The following is an 18,182-nucleotide window of genomic DNA, read 5'->3' as shown; positions in this document are numbered from 1 at the left end:
CCTCAGGCTGTCATCTGCTCGAGGGTCTCGCGAACGAGTTCGAGACCGCGGCGCACCTCCGCGAACGACGTCGACAGCGGCGAGAGGCCGATCCGCAGCCCGTGCGGGTCGCGGTAGTCGGGGATCACGTCGCGCTGCCACAAGGCCGCGGTCACCTCGCGCATCAGCGGGTGGTTGAGCGTCACGTGGCCGCCGCGCAGCGCGGGGTCGCGCGGCGAGGCGAGCGTGACGCCGATCGGGGCGAGCAGCTCGTCGGCGACGTCGACGGCGTACGACGTGAGCGCCACCGACTTGGTGCGCACCGCGTCGATGCCAGCCTCCTCGACGAGCGCGAGCATGTCCTGCATCGCCAGCATCCCGACGATCGGCGGGGTGCCGGACAGGAAGCGCCGGATGCCCGGCGCCGGGGCGTAGGTCGGCCCCATCAGGAACGTGTCTACGGCCCCCATCCACCCCTGGATCGGCTGGGTCAGCTCCCCCAGATGCCGCGACGCCACGTAGGCGAACGCCGGGGCACCGGGCCCGCCGTTGAGGTACTTGTAGGTGCAGCCGACCGCGAGGTCGACGCCGGCCGCGTCGAGCGCCACCGGCACGGAGCCTGCGGAGTGGCAGAGGTCCCACAGCACCAGCGCCCCCGCGTCGTGGGCGATGGCGGTCAGCGCGGGCAGGTCGGCGAGCCAGGCCGAGCGGTAGGCGACGTGCGAGAGCACCACGAGCGCGGTGTCCGGGCCGACCGCCGCCTCGAGCTGCGCGGCGGTGACGCCGGCGTCGAGGTCGACGTCGATCCAGCGCAGGGTCAGCCCGCACTCGTCGGCGATCCCGGCGGCGACGTACCGGTCGGTCGGGAAGTTGTCGCGGTCGATCACGATCTCGGTGCGCCCGGGCCGGGCGGCGACCGCGGCCCGCATCAGCTTGTAGAGCAGCACGGTCGTCGAGTCGCCGACGACCGTCTGGCCGGGCGCGGCACCGAGCACCACCCGCCCGAGGTCGTCGCCGATCACCTGCGGCAGCTCGAGCCAGCCCTCGTCCCAGCCGCGGATCAGCCGCCCGCCCCACTCCGCCTCGACGAAGCGCGCGAGCCGCGGGCCGGTGACCGCGAGCGGCCGCCCGAGCGAGTTGCCGTCGAAGTAGACGAGCGGCTGGTCGGCGCCGACGAAGCGGTCACGGTACGGCGCCAGCGGGTCGTCGGCGTCGAGGGCGTGGTGGCCGGCCGGATCCGTCACGGGCGGCTGGCCGTCAGGTCGCGCACCTCGGCGTACCGCTGCCGCACCGCGGGGGTCGGCTCGACCTCGGTCTCGACCACGTCGGCCAGCGGCCACTGCGGCGGCTCGGCGGCACCGGAGAGCACCCAGGCGGCCTGGCGGGCGGCGCCGCGGGCGACGTACTCCCCCGGCTGCGGGACGCTCACCGGCAGGCCGAGCACGGCCGAGGCGATCTCGCGGACCGCGCGCGAGCGGGCAGCGCCGCCGACCAGGATGATCCGCTCGACCGGGGTGCCGAGCGCGCGGACGGCGTCGACGGCGTCGGCCAGGCCGCAGAGCATGCCCTCGACGGAGGCGCGGGCGAGGTACGCCGGGTTGGTGGTCTCCAGCCGCATGCCGTGGAGCGCGCCGGTGGCGTCGGGGCGGTTGGGGGTGCGCTCACCCTCGAGGTAGGGCACCAGCACCATGCCGCCGGCGCCGGCGGGCGCCGCGAGCGCGAGGTCGGAGAACTCGTCGTGGTCGACGCCGAGGATCCGCTCGGCGGCGGCGAGCACCCGGGCGGCGTTCATGGTGGCCACCAGCGGCAGGAACCGACCGGTGGCGTCGGCGAACCCGGCGACGGCGCCGGACACGTCGCCGACCGGCTGCTCCGCGACCGCGCACGCCACGCCGGAGGTGCCGATCGAGACGATCACGTCGCCGGGGACGGCGCCGAGTCCGAGGGCGCTCGCGGCGTTGTCGCCGGTGCCGGGGCCGAGCAGCTGGCCGGCGGGGGTCCGGCCCGCGATCTCGGACGGGCCGAGCACGCGCGGCAGGATCGCGTCGTGGCCGAGGCCGAGCTCGAGCAGGTCGCGGCGGTACTCCCCCAGATTCCCTTGGCCGGTGGTCGGCGACCAGTAGCCGGTGCCGCTGGCGTCGCCCCGGTCGGTGACGAGGGTGTCGAGGGAGGCCGCGCCCGACAGCTTCCAGGTCAGCCAGTCGTGGGGCAGGCAGACCGCCGCCGTGCGCGCGGCGTTCTCGGGCTCGTGCCGGGCGAGCCAGCGCAGCTTGGTGACGGTGAACGACGCCACCAGCACGAGACCGGTCGCCTCGACCCACGCGGCCGGGCCGCCCAGCTCGTCGATCAGGTCCAGCGCGGACTGCGCGGAGCGGGTGTCGTTCCACAGCAGGGCCGGGCGCACGACCTCGCCGGCCTCGTCGAGGCAGACCATGCCGTGCTGCTGGCCGCCGACCGCGATCGCCTCGACGTCGTCGAGCCCGCCCGCGGCGGCACTCGCCTGCTGGAAGGCCTCCCACCAGGCGTCGGGGTGGACCTCGGTCCCGTCGGGATGGGCGGCCGTCCCGCTGCGGACGAGCTCACCGCTCTCCGCATCGCAGACGACGACCTTGCAGGACTGGGTGGAGGTGTCGACCCCCGCTACGAGTGGCACGAGCAGAGGTTAGTCCCGTCCGGGTGGGAGCGTGGCCACAGGGGGATCTAGGGTGAGCGCGTGCGCGATCCGGCCGGCCAGAACCTCGTCCTCTCCCACGGCTCCTACCGGGCGGAGGTCGTCACGGTCGGGGCCGGTCTCCGGTCGTTGTCGTACGACGGCCGCCCGATGCTCGCCGGCTGGCCCGTGGGCGAGGTCTGCCGCGACTACCGCGGCTGGGTGCTGATGCCGTGGCCCAACCGCGTCGGCGACGGCGCGTACGAGTTCGGCGGGCAGCGCCACCAGCTCCCGCTCAACGAGCCCGAGAAGCACAACGCCCTGCATGGGATGTCCGGCTGGGCGGAGTGGACCGTCGTCCACCACGACGCGACCCGGGCGTCGCTGACGCTCCCGCTGGTGCCGACCACCGGCTACCCGTTCGTCCTCGACCTCGCGGCCGACTACGCACTGGGTGACGACGGCCTGCGGATCACGCTCACCGCGACCAACGCCGGCGGCGTGGCGGCGCCGTACGGCACCGGGCACCACCCGTACTTCACGTTCGGCGACGAGCCGATCGAGGACCTCACACTGACGCTCCCCGCCTCCACCTGGTGCCCGATGGACGAGCGCGGCCTCGCCGGTCCGGCCGAGCCGGTCGACGGCACGACGTGGGACTTCCGGGAGGGACGCGCGATCGACGGCGCCGTCATCGACCACCCGTTCGGCGGGCTCGCCGGCACCGTCGCCACGATCGCCGCACCCGGCGGCGCGACGACGACGCTCACGCTGCACGAGGGGTACGACTGGCTGCACGTCTTCACCTCCGACACCCACGACCCGCCCCGGCGCTCGATCGCCGTGGAGCCGACCACCTGCCCGCCGGACGCGTTCCGCTCCGGCGTCGACCTGGTGGTGCTCGAGCCCGGCCAGACGCACCGGGCGTCGTTCACGATCTCGGGGAGCTGACCCCCGGCCACCCCGGGCCGACCCGGCGTAACGCAACGTCGCGCCGGTCGCGGTCGCATCACTGGAAGCTGACGAGCCGGACCTTCGGCCGCAGACCGAACACGTCGCGCGGGCCCATCCGGCGGACGTCCTCGTCGTAGAACAGCTTGAAGCCCATCGTGAACTGCCCGGGACGCGCGACGGCGGCGTACGTCGACCGCTTCTGCCCCCGAGTACCGAAGCCGTCGACGTGCTGGACCATCGCCAGCCCGGCGCGGGCGCGCACCTGGCCGATCCCCAGCACCATGTCGGTGCGGAACTGGTGCAGCACGAACAGCTTCTCGGGCAGGCCCGCGTCGCGGTTCAGGCGGGCCAGCCACGCGGTGGTCCGGTTGACCTCCGCGGCGCTCACCTGCCCGATGGTGCGGGCGGGCACCTGGCGCCGGCCTATCCGCCACTCCGGGTCGAGCGCCAGGCCGACCCACGGGTCGCGCAGCGCCCAGGCCCAGCGCTTCGCGACGTCGAGGAAGCCGGTGCGCCCGGGCTGGAGGTCGAGCAGCAGCAGCGCGCCGTTGCGGTGGGCCGCCTCGATGTAGGTCTCGACCACCGACCGCGGGACGTCGTGGCTGTAGTCGCCGTCGGTGCCCGGGTGGCCGTCGGCGATCGTCACGATCAGCTCGTAGACGTGACGGACCGGCCGGGCCTCGGCCGCGAACGGACGGGCCGCGCGGCGCAGTCGCGCGTCCATCGTGTCGGGGTCGCTCTCGCCGAGCACGCCCATCGAGGCGGTCTGGCCGGTGCCGTAGTAGGCGACGAGAACGTGGTTGCCGCCGAAGACCTGGGTGCCGCCGCCGGGGAGGGTGGCCGGTGGGGTGGTCTCGACAGGCTCGACCACCGACGGGGACGGCCCGGCCACCGACGGGGACGGCTCGACCACCGACGGGGACGGCCCGGCCACCGACGGGGACGGCTCGACCAGCGAAGGCCGGCGCACGTCGATCGCCGCTGCGCCGTCCGCGTCCTCCTGGCCGACGCCCCAGGCCACGACCAGGAGACCGACGATCAGCAGCAGCACCAGGAAGAGGACGGGACCCCGCTGGTCCGGCTGCTGCTGCGTCACTCGATTGATGATCGGGCCGGCGCTCAGCCGGTGATGGCGCCGTGGGCGGCCGACTGGACGATCTTGGCGTATTTGCCGAGCACGCCGCGGGTGTACTTGGGCGGGTTGGGCTCCCAGCCGACCTTGCGTGTCTCCCACTCCTGCTCGTCGGCGATCTCGACCTCGAGCAGCCGGTTGGCGACGTCGAGGGTGATCTGGTCGCCGTCGCGGACGAACGCGATCGGGCCGCCGTCGACGGCCTCGGGCGCGATGTGGCCGACGCAGAGGCCCGTCGTACCGCCCGAGAAGCGGCCGTCGGTGATCAGCAGGACGTCCTTGCCGAGGCCCGCGCCCTTGATGGCGCCGGTGATCGCGAGCATCTCGCGCATGCCGGGGCCGCCCTTGGGGCCCTCGTAGCGGATCACCACGACATCGTGGGCCTGGATCTCGCCGGCCTCGAGGGCGTCCATCGCGGCGCGCTCCCCGTCGAAGACCCGGGCGGTGCCGGTGAACACGGAGTCGTCGAACCCGGCGGTCTTGACCACGGCTCCCTCCGGGGCGAGCGAGCCCTTGAGGATGGTGAGCCCGCCGGTCTTGTGGATCGGCCGGTCCAGGCTGCGGATGACCTCGTCGTCGAGGGCCGGGGGCGCGAGGTCCTCGAGGTTCTCGGCCAGGGTCTTGCCGGTGACCGTGAGGCAGTCGCCGTGCATGAGGCCGGCGTCGAGGAGCGCCTTCATCACCACGGGGATGCCGCCGATCTTGTCGACGTCGTTCATGACGTACTTGCCGAACGGCTTGAGGTCGCCGAGGTGCGGCACCTTGTCGCCGATCCGGTTGAAGTCGTCGATCGTCAGGTCGACGTCGGCCTCGCGGGCCATCGCCAGCAGGTGGAGCACGGCGTTGGTCGAGCCGCCGAGCGCCATCACCACGGTGATCGCGTTCTCGAACGCCTCGCGGGTCATGATCTGGCGCGCGGTGATGCCCTCGCGCAGCAGGTTGACCACGGCCTCGCCGGAGCGGTGGGCGAACCCGTCGCGGCGCCGGTCGACGGCCGGCGGCGCCGCCGATCCGGGCAGGGACATGCCGATCGCCTCGGCGACCGAGGCCATCGTGTTGGCGGTGTACATGCCGCCGCAGGCGCCCTCGCCGGGACAGATCGCCCGCTCGATGCGGTCGACCTCGTCGCGGGTGATCTTGCCGGCCAGGCAGGCGCCGACGGCCTCGAAGGCGTCGATGATCGTCACGTCGTTGCCGTCGACCTGGCCGGGCATCGTGGAGCCGGCGTACAGGAAGACGCTGGCGAGGTCGAGCCGCGCGGCCGCCATCATCATGCCGGGCAGCGACTTGTCGCAGCCGGCCAGCAGCACCGAGCCGTCGAGCCGCTCGGCCATCATCACGGTCTCGACGGAGTCGGCGATCACCTCGCGCGAGACCAGCGAGAAGTGCATGCCCTCGTGGCCCATCGAGATGCCGTCGGACACCGAGATGGTGCCGAACTCCAGCGGGTAGCCGCCGGCCGCGTGCACGCCGTTCTTGACGGCCTTGGCGAGGCGGTCGAGCGAGAGGTTGCAGGGGGTGATCTCGTTCCAGCTCGACCCGACCCCGATCTGGGGCTTCGCGAAGTCGTCGTCCCCCATGCCGACCGCCCGCAGCATGCCGCGCGCGGCGGCCTTCTCCAGGCCGTCGGTGACGTCGCGGGAGCGGGGCTTGATGTCGGGGCGGGTCGTGGGGTCGGTCATGCGGCCAGGGTATTCCGGACGGGGCCGGGTGGTCTCGACAGGCTCGACCACCGAGAAGGTGGCCCGACCACCGAGAACGGGGCTCGACCACCGTCGAGGGTGACGCACGTGACAACTGGATGACGTTGTGGAGCATCTGCGACGCCCCGCCACGGGTGGGCCCTAACCTTTTCGGGTGAGTTCGGTGAGATGGCGGCGGTACGACGCCGTGCTGTTCGACCTTGACGGTGTGGTCACCCCCACCGCCGAGGCCCACATGCGCGCCTGGTCGGACATGTTCAACGCGTTCCTGTCCTCCTACACGGGGGACGGCGACAGCTCGCCGTACACCGAGGTCGACTACTTCGCGCAGGTCGACGGCAAGCCCCGGTACGACGGGGTGCGCGACTTCCTGTCCTCGCGCGGCATCGTGCTGCCCGAGGGCACCCCGGCCGACCCGGCGTCGGCCGACACGGTCTGCGGCCTCGGCAACCGCAAGAACGACGCGTTCAACATCGTGCTCGAGCGCGACGGGGTCACCGCCTACCCGGGCTCGGTGCTGCTGCTCGACCACCTCGAGCGCCTGGGCATCCCGCTGGCCGTGGTCTCGTCGTCCGCCAACGCCCCCGCCGTGCTGGAGGCCGCCGGCCTCGCCGACCGGTTCCGCACCGTGGTGAGCGGCACCGTCGCCCACGAGCTCGGGTTGCCCGGCAAGCCGGAGCCCGACACCTTCCTGCACGCGGCTCAGGTACTCGGCGCCCCGGCCGATCGTGCTGTCGTGCTGGAGGACGCCGTGTCAGGAGTGCGCGCAGGCGCCGCCGGCGGCTTCGGACTGGTGATCGGGGTCGACCGCGGCGCCGGCCACGCGACCCTGGCCGAGGCCGGGGCGGACGTCGTCGTCTCCGACCTGGCCGAGCTCGTCCCGGGTGAGACCGAGGACGGACGATGACCCGCAGCTTCGGCGACGAGGTCGGCCCGGACCCGATCGACCGGGGCCGCTTCCCCGCCAACCCGTGGGCGCTCGTCGAGACCGGCTACAGCCCCGTCGACCTCGGCGTGACCGAGACGCTGTTCTCGGTCGCCAACGGCTACCTCGGCATGCGCGGCAACCCCGAGGAGGGGCGCCCGGCGTACGCCCACGGCACGTTTGTCAACGGCTTCCACGAGACGTGGCCGATCCGGCACGCGGAGTCGGCGTTCGGCTTCGCCCGCACCGGCCAGACGATCGTGAACGCGCCGGACACGATGGTGCTGAAGATCTACGTCGACGACGAGCCGCTCACGTTCGGCACCGCCGACCTCGAGCACTACGAACGCTGCCTCGACTTCCGCGACGGCATCCTGCGCCGGCACCTGATCTGGCGCACGCCGTCGGGCAAGCGGGTGCGGATCGACTCGACCCGCATGGTGTCGATGACCCAGCGACACCTCGCGATCATGACCCTCGAGGTCGAGATGCTCACCGGCGACGCCCCGGTCGTGATCTCCTCGCAGATCCTCAACCGGCAGGACGGCCTCGACGAGTACCGCGCGGTGCACCCGACCAGTGAGACGGTCGATCCCCGACGGGCCGCGGCGTTCGGCGAGCGGGTGCTGCTCCCCCGGCTCAGCTACGCCACCGAGGAGCGGATGGGCCTCGGCTACCAGTGCGCCCACTCCGGGATGACGATCGCGGTCGCGGCGGACCACGTGCTGGAGACGCCAGACGAGCACGAGGTGCTCGCCCGGTGCGACGAGGACCAGGCCAAGATGGTGTTCCGCATCGACGCGACGCGGGGCACCAGGCTGCGGCTGCAGAAGACGGTCGCCTACCACACCTCGCGCGTGGTACCGGTGCGCGAGCTCTCCGACCGCTGCGACCGGACCCTCGACCGGGCCCGCCGGCACGGCGCCGAGCACTACCTGGCGGACCAGCGGTCCTGGTACGCCGACTTCTGGGCCGCCGCCGACGTCGAGCTCGCCGGCGACACCCCCGAGCACGCGGCCGTGCAGCAGGCGATCCGGTTCAACCTGTTCAGCCTCGCCCAGGCGACCGGGCGCATCGACGGGCTCGGCGTACCGGCCAAGGGCCTCACCGGCTCCGGCTACGAGGGCCACTACTTCTGGGACACCGAGATCTACGTGGTGCCCTTCTTGACCTACACCCGGCCCGAGGTGGCCCGCAACGCGCTGCACTTCCGCTCGGTGATGCTCCCGTCGGCCCGCGACCGGGCCCGCGAGATGGCGCAGAGCGGCGCGATGTACCCGTGGCGCACCATCAACGGCGAGGAGGCCTCGGCGTACTACGCGGCGGGGACCGCCCAGGTGCACATCGACGCCGACATCGCCTACGCGCTGGTGAAGTACGTCCGCGCCACCGGCGACGACGGGTTCCTGCTGCGCGAGGGCATCGACATCCTGGTCGAGACCGCCCGGATGTGGGCCGACCTCGGCTTCTGGCGCAGCAACGGGGAGCCGTCGTTCCACATCCACGGCGTCACCGGGCCGGACGAGTACACGACGGTCGTCAACAACAACCTCTTCACCAACGTGATGGCCCGCTTCAACCTCGAGCAGGCCGTCGAGGCGATGGAGTGGATCCGCGCCGAGCATCCCGAGGACTACGTCCGGGTGGTGGCGCGCCTGCGTCTCGACCCCGACGAGGTCCAGGAGTGGCGCGCCTGCGCGGACGGCATGGCGATCCCGTACGACGAGGGGCTCGGCATCCACCCGCAGGACGACTTCTTCCTCGACCGTGAGGTGTGGGACCTGTCCCGCACGCCGGCCGAGCTGCGGCCGCTGCTGCTGCACTACCACCCGCTGGTGATCTACCGGTTCCAGGTGCTCAAGCAGGCCGACGTCGTGCTCGCGCTGTTCCTCCAGGGCGACCGGTTCAGCCTCGAGGAGAAGCGCGCGGACTTCGAGTACTACGACCCGATCACCACCGGCGACTCGACGCTCTCGGCGGTCGTCCAGTCGGTGATCGCGGCCGAGGTGGGCTACCACGAGGCGGCGCTGCACTACTTCCACGAGTCGCTCTACGTCGACCTGGCCAACCTGCACGGCAACACCGTCGACGGGCTGCACGTCGCGTCGACCGGCGGCGTGTGGAGCGCACTCGTGTTCGGCTTCGGCGGGATGCGCGACCACGGCGGCCTGCTCCGCTTCGAGCCGCGGCTGCCGCTCACCTGGCCGAGCCTGACCTTCCGGGTGTGCTGGCAGGGCTCGCGCATGCTCGTCGAGCTCACCCAGGAGCGGGTGGTCTTCACGGTCGTGGAGGCCGGCCAGGCCGAGGTGCCGCTCACAGTGCGCGGCCGGGACTACGTGCTCACCAAGGACGCCCCGCTCGTGGTCGAGCTGCCCGACCAGGGCGACCGGATCGACGGGCTGCTGGGGGAGCACCCGATCATCGGCGGCACCCGCGCCGACGGCAGCACGATCACCGCCGGCGTCCCCGACCCGATCCTGCCGCCCGAGGACCCCATGGAGACCACGGGCGAGCTGCCGGCGTACGTCGACCCCGCGCCGCCGCTGGCGCCGTAGGGCGACGGCCGGGGCCGGCCGGAGGCGGGTCAGCTCGACGCATGCTCGGGTGCGGCGGGCAGGAACCTGTCGGCGCGCCCCTCGACGTGCAGCTGGGGCAGCCGCCGGTCGAGGGCGCGCGGGAGCCACCAGTTGCGCCGGCCCAGCAGCTGCATGACGGCCGGCACCAGGAGCATCCGCACGAGGGTCGCGTCGACGACGATCGCGGCCACCATCCCGACGCCGAACGACTTCATCATCACGTTCGGCAGGGCGACCATCGCGGCGAACACGGCGATCATGATCGTCGCGGCAGCGGTGATGACCCGGCCGGTGCCGGCCAGGCCGGCGAGCACCGCCTGGTCGTTGTCACGGGTGCGGACCCAGGCCTCGCGCATGCGGCTGACCAGGAACACCTCGTAGTCCATCGACAGCCCGAAGAGCAGGGCGAACATGATCATCGGCAGGTACGCCGCGATCGGGGCGGGCTCGTCGATCCCGATCAGGCCGCCGGCCCACCCTCCTTCGAGGAAGAACGCCGTGACGCCGTACGCCGCGGCCACCGACAGCAGGTTCATGACCGCCGCGGTGAGGGCGACGACGACGCTGCGGAACGCCACCAGCAGCAGGAGGAACGAGACGCCCACGACCCCGCCGATCAGCAACGGCAGCCGGCTGATCAGGACGTCGTTCATGTCGAGCTCGGTGGCCGTCCTGCCGCCGACGAACGCCTGGACCCCGCTGCCGACCAGCGCGTCCGGGATGACGCGGTCGCGCAGGTCGCGCGTCAGGTCGGTGGTGGCGCCATCCTGGGGACCGGTCGTCGGAACCACCGTGAGCAGGGCGGCGTCCCCGGCGGGGCTGAGCACCGGCGGCGCGACGGAGGCGACGCCGGGGGTCCCGGCCAGCGCCCCGCTGAGGCGCTCGACGTACGGCGCGCTCGAGCTGCCGTCCGCGTCGGCCAGGTCCGCGACCACCAGCAGCGGACCGTTGTACCCGGGGCCGAACGAGCCCGCCACCATGTCGTAGCCCTGCCGGCCGTTGAAGTCCGGCGGGTCGTTCCCGGCGTCCGGGATCGCGAACGACGCTCCGAGGAAGGGCGCGGCCAGGAGCAGAAGCGTGGCCACCGCCGCGACGGACGCCGCCACACTGTGCCGCTGGACGAACCGGCTCCACCGAAGCCAGCCGGGTGCCGGCGCCAGGTGCCCGTCGGCGGCGACCTCGGCCGCACGCGGTCGCAGGAGCGGCAGGCCCAGCCGGTCGATGGCGCGGCCCCCGAAGCCCAGGAGCGCCGGGAACAGGGTGAGCGCCGCGATCATCACGACCAGCACGGCGGTCATCGCCACCACGGCCGTCCCGTACATGATCGACATGCCCATCGCGAACAGGCCCGCCATGCTGACCATCACGGTCAGGCCGGCCACCAGCACGGCGCGCCCGGCGGTGTCGAGCGTGGCGACCGCGGCCTCCTCGGGACCGAGTCCGAGGGCCCGCCACTCGCGGAAGCGGGTCACCATCAGGAGCGCGTAGTCGATCCCGACTGCGATGCCGATCATCGAGCCGAGGATCCGCGCGAAGTCGGGCACGTCGAGGAAGGCGGCGGTCAGCCCGACCAGGCTCGAGCTGACCGCCAGCCCCGCGATCGCCGTGCCCAGGGGCAGGCCCGCGGCCACCACGGAGCCGAAGACCACCAGCAGGATCACCCCGGCAGCGAGCAGGCCGATCGCCTCGGTGCCGCCCGGCGAGGGCATCTCGGCGATCTGAACCGCGCCTCCGGTGATCGCGGTCTCGAGGGCGTCGGTCTCCGCCGCGGCGACCGCATCCATCAGGCGCCGGGTGTCGTCGACCGGCATGTCGTTGGGGTTGGCGGCGTCGAGGCTCACCCTGACGACGAGGGTGCGGCCGTCGGGTGCGATCGCCCCCGGGGTCGTGTAGGGGTCGGAGACCTGGGTGACGTGCGGCACCACCGCCATCTCCTCGCGCAGGTCGCTCACCGCGGACCGCACCGGAGGGGCGGTGATGTCGTCGGCGCGCAGGACGACGTCGAGCTGGTCGCCGGAGCGGTCGGGGAAGCGCTGCTCGAGCAGATGCTGGGCCTTCTCGGAGTCCGAGCCCGGCAGCGTCGCGCCGTTGGCGAGGTCGCCGCCGAGGGCAGCGGTGAGTCCGATCGCGGCGCCGAGCGCGAGCAGCCAGCAGGCGACGACCAGCCGGCGCCGCCGGTAGGACGCGCGGGCGAGGCGCCCCAACGGGCCGGTGGCACGCGGCGGCGCGGCGCCGGTCTGGGAGCGGGCGAGCAGGTCCGTCATCAGGTCCTCCACGGGTAGGTCACGGTCGGGTCGACGGCACCGATCGTCCTGCCGCGGCAGCCCCGGCGGCGTCGGTCCAGCAGCGACGTCCGCCCGCGGTCTCGCCGTACGCCGGGCACCCGCGACCACCGCCTCCCGACGTAGGCGACCGCGCTTCTCGACGCAGTCGTGCGGACCCACCGGGACCTAGGATCGATCCATGGCCGCGCCCGCGACACCGCCCCGCGTGTCGGTCGTCGCGCAGGACGCGACCCTCGCACTGTTCGTCACGTACGTGCAGGTGCAGGGGGTCCGCCGGGTGACGGCCGCGAGCGAGGTCGCGGGGCGTCCGATCGACGACCTCGGCCACCTGGGGCTTGCCCTGCTGCTGGTGAGCGGGGCGGCGCTCATCGCCCGGCGCCGGTGGCCGGTCGCCGTCGTCCTGCTGGAGGCAGGGGCCAGCGCTCTCTACTACGGCCTCGAGTTCCACGACGGGCCCGTGTGGCTGTCGCTGTTCGTCGCCCTGTACACGCTGACGGCGTACGGCGACGGCCGCCGCTCGGCCCGGGTGGCGACCGGACTGATCGTCGGCCTCTCGATCGTCTGGGTGACGACCGGTGCCGACGTCGAGCCGCAGGCTGCGCTCGGCTGGCTCGTGTTCCGGATCGGAGCATCCGTCATGAGCGCGGCGCTCGGCGACTCGGTCCGCTCCCGACGGGTGATCGCCGCCGACGCGGTCGAGCGCGCCGAACGCGCTGAGCGCACCCGCGAGATCGAGGCCCAGGCTCGCGTCGACGCCGAGCGGCTGCGCATCGCCCGCGAGGTCCACGACACGGTGGCGCACGCGATCGCGATCATCAACGTCCAGGCCGGCATCACGGCGCACGTCCTCGACCAGCGTCCCGAGCAGGCCCGCGAGGCGCTCGAGACGATCGAGCAGACGAGCTCCCGTGCGCTCGAGGAGATGCGCTCCGTCCTCGGCGTCCTCCGGGCCGACGGCGACGCCCGGGCCCCCCAACCGGGCCTCGACCAGGTCGAGGAGCTGACCGCGAAGGCCGCCCAGGCGGGCCTCGACATCGACCTCGCCTGGGCGGGCACGCCTCCCGACCCGCTGCCCGGCGCGGTCGGCCGGGCGGCGTACCGCATCGTCCAGGAGTCGCTGACGAACGTGATCAGGCACGCCGGGCCGACCCGGGTGCGGGTGTCGATCGTGTACGGCGACCGCGCGCTCGAGGTGCGCGTCACGGACTCCGGTGGCTCGATGACGCAGGACGAGGGCGGGTCCCGCGACGCCGGGCACGGGATCGCCGGGATGCGGGAGCGCTGCCGTCTGCTGGGCGGCGACCTCGACGCCGGGCCTCTGCCCGACGGGGGATTCCAGGTCGGGGCCCGCCTGCCGTTCGCGCCTGTCGAGGCGCGGGCATGACCGCGACGCCGGCCACGGCCCCCGTGAAGGTCCTCCTGGTCGACGACGAGGGGCTCGTGCGGTCGGGCTTCCGGATGCTGCTCGACACCGAGGACGGCATCACGGTCGTCGGCGAGGCGACCAACGGCCTCGAGGCCGTCGACGAGGCCATCCGCTGCCGACCGGACGTCGTGCTGATGGACATCCGGATGCCGAAGGTCGACGGCATCGCGGCCACCGCACGGATCGCCTCGACCCGTGGACTCGAGGGTGTCCGGATCCTGGTCCTGACCACCTACGACACCGACGAGAACGTCTTCGACGCCCTCGAGGCCGGCGCCAGCGGCTTCCTGCTCAAGGACGCCGGCCCGTCGGAGCTGCTGCACGCGGTGCGCGTCGTCGCGGCCGGCGAGGCCCTGCTCGCGCCGAGCGTCACCCGTCGGCTCATCTCCCAGGTCACCGCGCGCCGGGCCGCGGACCGCGACGCCGACGCGCGCCTCGCCGTGCTGACCGAGCGCGAACGGCAGGTCCTCGGCCTGGTCGGGCGCGGGCTCAGCAACGCCGAGATCGGCGCCGAGCTCCACCTCAGTCCCGCGACCGCACGGACGCACGTCAGCCACGCGATGGCCAAGCTCGGCGCGCGGGACCGGGCGCAGCTGGTCGTCATCGCCTACGAGACCGGGCTGGTCCTGCCCGGCACGTGAGGCACCGATCGCCCGGAGCAGGGGGATCGGACCCCCGAGCCCGTCCCCCCGCCGGCCGGTCCTACCCGCTCGTGGTGCCCGACGGCCCGACCCTGTCGCGAGGACTCCTCGCCCAGACGACGAACGCGACCACCCACGCCGCGAGGAGGACGAACCAGATCGTCACCTCGACCGGGCCGAGCCCACCCAACGGGGCGAGTGCGGCGGGCGCGAGGAACAAGACGACGAGCAGCAGGAGCAACGACCAGCGGCGCGAGTTCACGAGGGCCTCCTCAGCCAGGCGCTCCGACCGTACTCCTTGGCCGCGAGTCGGCGCGTCTGCGCTGCAGATGTCGGTGGGTCGGCGGGCCTCTCGGTGAGGTCGAGGAGGTCATCCGGCTGGAGCGAGCGGTCGCTCCCTGCGCATGACCTCCCGGGAGCCCTCGCGGGAGGGACTCAGATCGCGGCCGCCCTGACCACCATTACGTCGGGGAGGTCGCAGACGATCTGCCGCCACGACTCCCCTTCGTCGGCCGAGCCCCACACGGCGCCGTTGCGGGCGCCGAAGTAGAGGCCGGTGCGGTCGTGGCCGTCGGCGCACATCGCGTCGCGCATGACGGCGACGTAGAACGAGTCGGGCAACCCGTTGCCGAGCTCCTCCCAGGTCTCGCCGGCGTCGCGCGAGCGCCACACGCGGGCCTTGCCGCCGGGCGGGTAGCGGCCGTCGCCGGAGCCGTTGGGGAAGACGAACACCGTGTCGGGCTCCTGGGGGTGCACCACGATCGCGAAGCCGAAGTCGGAGGGGAGACCATCGGCGATATAGGTCCAGGAGCCGCCGTGGTCGTCGGAGCGGTAGACACCGCCGTGGTTCTGCAGGAAGAGCCGCTCGGGGCGGGACGGGTGGCGGGTGATCTTGTGGACGCACTGGCCGAACTCGGGGTACTGCTGGCCCTCGGGCAGGAACTCGGCGCGGATACCCTGGTTGCGCGGCGCCCAGGACGCGCCGCCGTCGCTGGTCTGGTAGACCCCGCCGGTCGAGATCGCGACCGTGACGGACTGCGGGTCGGTGGGGTGCGGCAGCACGGTGTGGAAGGCCTGGCCGCCGAACCCGGCACCCCACTGGGGCCGGTGCGGGTGGTCCCAGAGCCCCTGCTCGAGCTCGAACGTCTCGCCCCGGTCGGTGGAGCGCCAGACCGCACCCGGCTCGGTGCCGGCGTAGACGACCCCGTCCTCGACGCCGGGGGTGAGCTGCCAGACCCGCTCGACGGTCGCGTCGGCGCCCTCGGGGAAGCGGATCGCGCCGCCGGGGGTCTCCTGCCAGGTGGCGCCGAGGTCGTCGGAGCGCCGGATCTGCGGGCCGAGCCAGCTCGAGGACGCGCCGGCGAGCAGCCGGGGCGGGTCGCTGCGGGTGTCGACCAGGCAGGAGTAGACCTCCTCCATGTCGCAGTGCGGACCGGTGAACTCCCAGTCCGTGCGCGCCTCGTCCGAGGTGCCGAGCCACAGGCCCTTGCGGGTCCCGACGATCAGCAGTGTCCGGTCTGCCATGTCCGCTCCATTCGTGTTCGCGACCCCTCGTGTGACCCCTCGACTGACCAGGGTGCACCCCGGCGGGGACAACCTTCTAGATTGACCGGGTGACCGCCCCGAACTCATCGCGCGGGCTGGTCTCCCCCGTCTCGCCCGTCTGGCTGGTGCTCGCCGGGATCCTGTCGGTGCAGTTCGGGGCCGGGATCGCCAAGAGCCTGTTCGACGAGGTCGCGCCCACCACGATCGTGTGGCTGCGCCTGGTGACGAGCGCGATCGTGCTGCTCGCGGTCGCCCGGCCGGTGCTGCGCGGGCGCAGCCGCTCGGACTGGCTGGTCGTGCTCGGGTTCGGGGTCAGCCTCGGGGTGATGAACTGGGCGATCTACCAGGCGTTCGCGCGGATCCCGCTGGGCGTCGCGGTGACGCTGGAGTTCGTGGGGCCGCTGACGCTCGCGGTCGTCGGGTCCCGCCGCGCGCGCGACCTGCTGTGGGTGCTGCTCGCGGCGGTCGGGGTCGCGCTGCTCGGCCTGCGCGGCGGCGACCTCACGCTGGCGGGCGTGCTGTTCGCGCTGCTCGCCGGCGCGATGTGGGCGTCGTACATCCTGCTGAGCGCGCAGACCGGCCGCCGCTGGCCGGGCTTCGACGGGCTCGCGCTCGCGTCGCTGGTCGCGACCGCGCTGCTGACGCCGTTCGCGATCGGCACCGGCGGCGGCGACCTGCTCGACCCGCGGATCCTCGCGCTCGGGGCCGCGGTCGGGCTGCTCAGCTCGGTGGTGCCCTACAGCTGCGAGCTGGTCGCGCTCCGCTCGCTGCGGCCGTCGGTGTTCTCGGTGCTGATGAGCCTCGAGCCGGCGGCCGCGGCCCTGGCCGGCATCGTGGTGCTCGGCGAGCTGCTCAGCGCCGAGCAGTGGGTCGCGATGGCCTGCGTGGTCGTCGCCTCGGTCGGAGCGACCCGCTCGGCGCCCACCGCGGCTCCGGCTCCCGACTGACCGGGTCGCCCCGAGACGTCATACGGGCGGAGCAAGCGGTTGCTCCCTCCGTATGACGTCCCGGGCCCGGGCCGGCGGACCGCGCCGGAGTTCACGGAACCGTCACACGACGTTGACGCGGGCGAATCGGGCCGTGCCTAGCGTGGAGAGCACACCACTCGGGAGTGCTTCATGGGGAGCCCACGATGAACGTTGCCTCGCACCTGCTCGGCCGTCCCCTCGGGGGGATCGTCGACGCGGTGAGACGTTGGCCGGAGGAGTCGCAGCTCGCGGCCCGGCGCAACGCGATGGTCGCCTCCACCGCTCTCGCACAACGGCGTGCGGAGCTCGACGAGGTCGAGGAGTTCCTGGCGGCTCGCCGCCAGGCTCCGGTGCCGGAGGTCGCAGCACAGGCTGCACACGGCTGAGTCCGCCGGGCGGTACGGCCTCTCCCACGCCGCCCGGTGGGCTCAGTCAGGACCCTCGAGCCGACGGGCCGCGCCCCGGCAGGGCAGAATCGGCCCATGTCCGCGACCCCTGCCCGCGCGCTCCCCGCGCCGACGCTCGCGTTCCACGACGTGCTCTCCGACGACGGCACCCGTCTGCGCGCCTGGACCAACGACCCCGACGGCACCCGGCCCGGGCCGACCGTGGTGCTCTGCAACGGCCTCGGCACGAGCCCGTGGGCGTGGCCGGCGTTCCTCGACCCGGACTGCGAGGTCCGCGTCGTGTCCTGGAACCACCGCGGCACCGGCGGCTCCGAGCGACCGGCCGACCCCGACCACGTCGGCGTCGAGGCGTTCGCCGAGGACGGCCTGTCGGTGATGGACCACTTCGGCATCGACAAGGCGGTGCTGATCGGCTGGTCGATCGGCGTCAACACGATGTTCGAGATCGCGGTGCGCCACCCCGAGCGGGTGACCGGGCTGTTCGCGGTCGCGGGCGTCCCCGGCGACACGTTCGCCACCATGCTGCGGCCCCTGCGCGTCCCCCGGTTCGCCGCCAAGGCCATCGCGGTCAACCTCTCCCGGGCGCTGAAGTACGGCGGGCACCTGGTCACCCCGCTGTCGACCCGGCTCCGGGTGGGACGCCGTACCGTCGACGTGCTGAGCCACAGCGGCTTCATGCTCCCGGTCGCCGACCCCGAGCTGACCCGGCGCACGATCGCGGCGTTCCTCGAGACCCCGGTCGAGTGGTACTTCCACGTCGCCCTGCACACCTCCAAGCATCCGCGGGTCTCGCTGAGCCGGGTCGGCGTCCCGGCGGCGTTCGTGGCCGGCACGTTCGACGTGCTCGCCGGCACCCACGCGATGGCCGAGGCGGCCGCCCGGATCGAGGGCGCGACCTACACCGAGCTGCGCGGCAGCCACTTCGTGCAGATGGAGCACCCCGACCGCGTCCACGCCCTGCTGCTGGAGTTCCTGCGTAAGGTCGGCTGAC

15 protein-coding genes are annotated in these 18,182 nt (G+C 73.2%); 8 read left to right on the top strand and 7 right to left on the bottom strand.

Annotated features, from left to right (window positions below; all coding sequences use genetic code 11):
• Positions 1 to 2: 2 nt before the first annotated feature.
• Positions 3 to 1,223: a kynureninase gene (locus tag QQZ14_RS22410; RefSeq protein ID WP_284536645.1), complete on the bottom strand. Its 1,221-nt coding sequence runs from the start codon at positions 1,221 to 1,223 to the stop codon at positions 3 to 5.
• The gene (gene xylB, locus QQZ14_RS22405) at positions 1,220 to 2,632 is read right to left on the bottom strand and encodes a xylulokinase (protein WP_284536644.1); all 1,413 of its coding nucleotides are present in this window, start codon (positions 2,630 to 2,632) and stop codon (positions 1,220 to 1,222) included. The genes QQZ14_RS22410 and xylB overlap by 4 nt, the downstream gene beginning before the upstream one ends.
• A 60-nt stretch (positions 2,633 to 2,692) precedes the next feature.
• Between xylB and QQZ14_RS22400 the strand changes: the two genes are divergently transcribed.
• Complete coding sequence (locus QQZ14_RS22400; protein ID WP_284536643.1) at positions 2,693 to 3,580, top strand: aldose 1-epimerase family protein; 888 nt, start codon at positions 2,693 to 2,695, stop codon at positions 3,578 to 3,580.
• Positions 3,581 to 3,638: 58 nt separating this feature from the next.
• Here the strand turns inward: QQZ14_RS22400 and QQZ14_RS22395 are convergent, their stop codons facing one another.
• Together QQZ14_RS22395 and ilvD are read right to left on the bottom strand one after the other, a co-directional pair.
• Positions 3,639 to 4,679 carry a hypothetical protein gene (locus QQZ14_RS22395; protein WP_284536642.1) on the bottom strand — a complete coding sequence of 347 codons (1,041 nt, stop codon included), beginning with the start codon at positions 4,677 to 4,679 and terminating at the stop codon, positions 3,639 to 3,641.
• A 23-nt stretch (positions 4,680 to 4,702) separates the two neighbouring features.
• Entirely contained in the window at positions 4,703 to 6,397 is a 1,695-nt protein-coding gene (ilvD, locus tag QQZ14_RS22390; protein WP_284536641.1) for a dihydroxy-acid dehydratase, read from the bottom strand.
• Between the two features lie 184 nt (positions 6,398 to 6,581).
• On the opposite strand from ilvD, the gene QQZ14_RS22385 reads away from it, so the two are divergent.
• Both QQZ14_RS22385 and QQZ14_RS22380 read left to right on the top strand, forming a co-directional pair.
• Complete coding sequence (locus tag QQZ14_RS22385) at positions 6,582 to 7,325, top strand: HAD family hydrolase (RefSeq protein WP_284536805.1); 744 nt, start codon at positions 6,582 to 6,584, stop codon at positions 7,323 to 7,325.
• Positions 7,322 to 9,898, top strand: coding sequence for a glycoside hydrolase family 65 protein (locus QQZ14_RS22380; protein ID WP_284536640.1), 2,577 nt, complete (start codon positions 7,322 to 7,324; stop codon positions 9,896 to 9,898). Before QQZ14_RS22385 ends, QQZ14_RS22380 begins: the two co-directional genes overlap by 4 nt.
• Positions 9,899 to 9,927: 29 nt before the next feature.
• Here QQZ14_RS22380 and QQZ14_RS22375 read toward each other — a convergent pair whose 3' ends face one another.
• The gene (locus QQZ14_RS22375) at positions 9,928 to 12,183 is read right to left on the bottom strand and encodes an MMPL family transporter (RefSeq protein WP_284536639.1); all 2,256 of its coding nucleotides are present in this window, start codon (positions 12,181 to 12,183) and stop codon (positions 9,928 to 9,930) included.
• A gap of 199 nt (positions 12,184 to 12,382) precedes the next feature.
• Between QQZ14_RS22375 and QQZ14_RS22370 the strand changes: the two genes are divergently transcribed.
• Positions 12,383 to 13,588 (top strand): sensor histidine kinase, encoded by a 1,206-nt coding sequence (locus tag QQZ14_RS22370; RefSeq protein ID WP_284536638.1) that lies wholly within the window; start codon positions 12,383 to 12,385, stop codon positions 13,586 to 13,588.
• Complete coding sequence (locus QQZ14_RS22365) at positions 13,585 to 14,271, top strand: response regulator (RefSeq protein ID WP_284536637.1); 687 nt, start codon at positions 13,585 to 13,587, stop codon at positions 14,269 to 14,271. The genes QQZ14_RS22370 and QQZ14_RS22365 overlap by 4 nt, the downstream gene beginning before the upstream one ends.
• Before the next feature lie 61 nt (positions 14,272 to 14,332).
• Here QQZ14_RS22365 and QQZ14_RS22360 read toward each other — a convergent pair whose 3' ends face one another.
• Both QQZ14_RS22360 and QQZ14_RS22355 read right to left on the bottom strand, forming a co-directional pair.
• Positions 14,333 to 14,533 (bottom strand): hypothetical protein, encoded by a 201-nt coding sequence (locus QQZ14_RS22360; RefSeq protein WP_284536636.1) that lies wholly within the window; start codon positions 14,531 to 14,533, stop codon positions 14,333 to 14,335.
• 173 nt (positions 14,534 to 14,706) lie between these two features.
• A complete protein-coding gene (locus tag QQZ14_RS22355; RefSeq protein WP_284536635.1) occupies positions 14,707 to 15,795 on the bottom strand; it encodes a WD40/YVTN/BNR-like repeat-containing protein in 1,089 nt (362 codons plus the stop codon).
• 89 nt (positions 15,796 to 15,884) lie between these two features.
• Between QQZ14_RS22355 and QQZ14_RS22350 the strand changes: the two genes are divergently transcribed.
• From QQZ14_RS22350 to QQZ14_RS22340, 3 genes are all read left to right on the top strand, one after another.
• Positions 15,885 to 16,763: an EamA family transporter gene (locus tag QQZ14_RS22350; RefSeq protein ID WP_284536634.1), complete on the top strand. Its 879-nt coding sequence runs from the start codon at positions 15,885 to 15,887 to the stop codon at positions 16,761 to 16,763.
• 185 nt (positions 16,764 to 16,948) lie between these two features.
• Complete coding sequence (locus QQZ14_RS22345; protein WP_284536633.1) at positions 16,949 to 17,170, top strand: hypothetical protein; 222 nt, start codon at positions 16,949 to 16,951, stop codon at positions 17,168 to 17,170.
• A 96-nt stretch (positions 17,171 to 17,266) separates the two neighbouring features.
• Positions 17,267 to 18,181: an alpha/beta fold hydrolase gene (locus tag QQZ14_RS22340; protein ID WP_284536632.1), complete on the top strand. Its 915-nt coding sequence runs from the start codon at positions 17,267 to 17,269 to the stop codon at positions 18,179 to 18,181.
• The last annotated feature ends 1 nt before the right edge of the window (position 18,182 follow it).

The sequence above is a fragment of the Nocardioides sp. T2.26MG-1 genome (assembly GCF_950101795.1).
Classification (GTDB): domain Bacteria; phylum Actinomycetota; class Actinomycetes; order Propionibacteriales; family Nocardioidaceae; genus Nocardioides.
Note: the sequence above shows the minus strand (reverse complement) of the source record. Positions and strands in the feature narration are given on the sequence as shown.

Bases quoted from the DNA above. Each gene is read 5' to 3' on its own strand.
- ilvD (WP_284536641.1), bottom strand. From the start codon at position 6,397: ATGACCGACCCCACGACCCGCCCCGACATCAAGCCCCGCTCCCGCGAC.
- QQZ14_RS22380 (WP_284536640.1), top strand. From the start codon at position 7,322: ATGACCCGCAGCTTCGGCGACGAGGTCGGCCCGGACCCGATCGACCGG.
- QQZ14_RS22375 (WP_284536639.1), bottom strand. From the start codon at position 12,183: ATGACGGACCTGCTCGCCCGCTCCCAGACCGGCGCCGCGCCGCCGCGT.
- QQZ14_RS22370 (WP_284536638.1), top strand. From the start codon at position 12,383: ATGGCCGCGCCCGCGACACCGCCCCGCGTGTCGGTCGTCGCGCAGGAC.
- QQZ14_RS22365 (WP_284536637.1), top strand. From the start codon at position 13,585: ATGACCGCGACGCCGGCCACGGCCCCCGTGAAGGTCCTCCTGGTCGAC.
- QQZ14_RS22355 (WP_284536635.1), bottom strand. From the start codon at position 15,795: ATGGCAGACCGGACACTGCTGATCGTCGGGACCCGCAAGGGCCTGTGG.
- QQZ14_RS22345 (WP_284536633.1), top strand. From the start codon at position 16,949: ATGAACGTTGCCTCGCACCTGCTCGGCCGTCCCCTCGGGGGGATCGTC.
- QQZ14_RS22340 (WP_284536632.1), top strand. From the start codon at position 17,267: ATGTCCGCGACCCCTGCCCGCGCGCTCCCCGCGCCGACGCTCGCGTTC.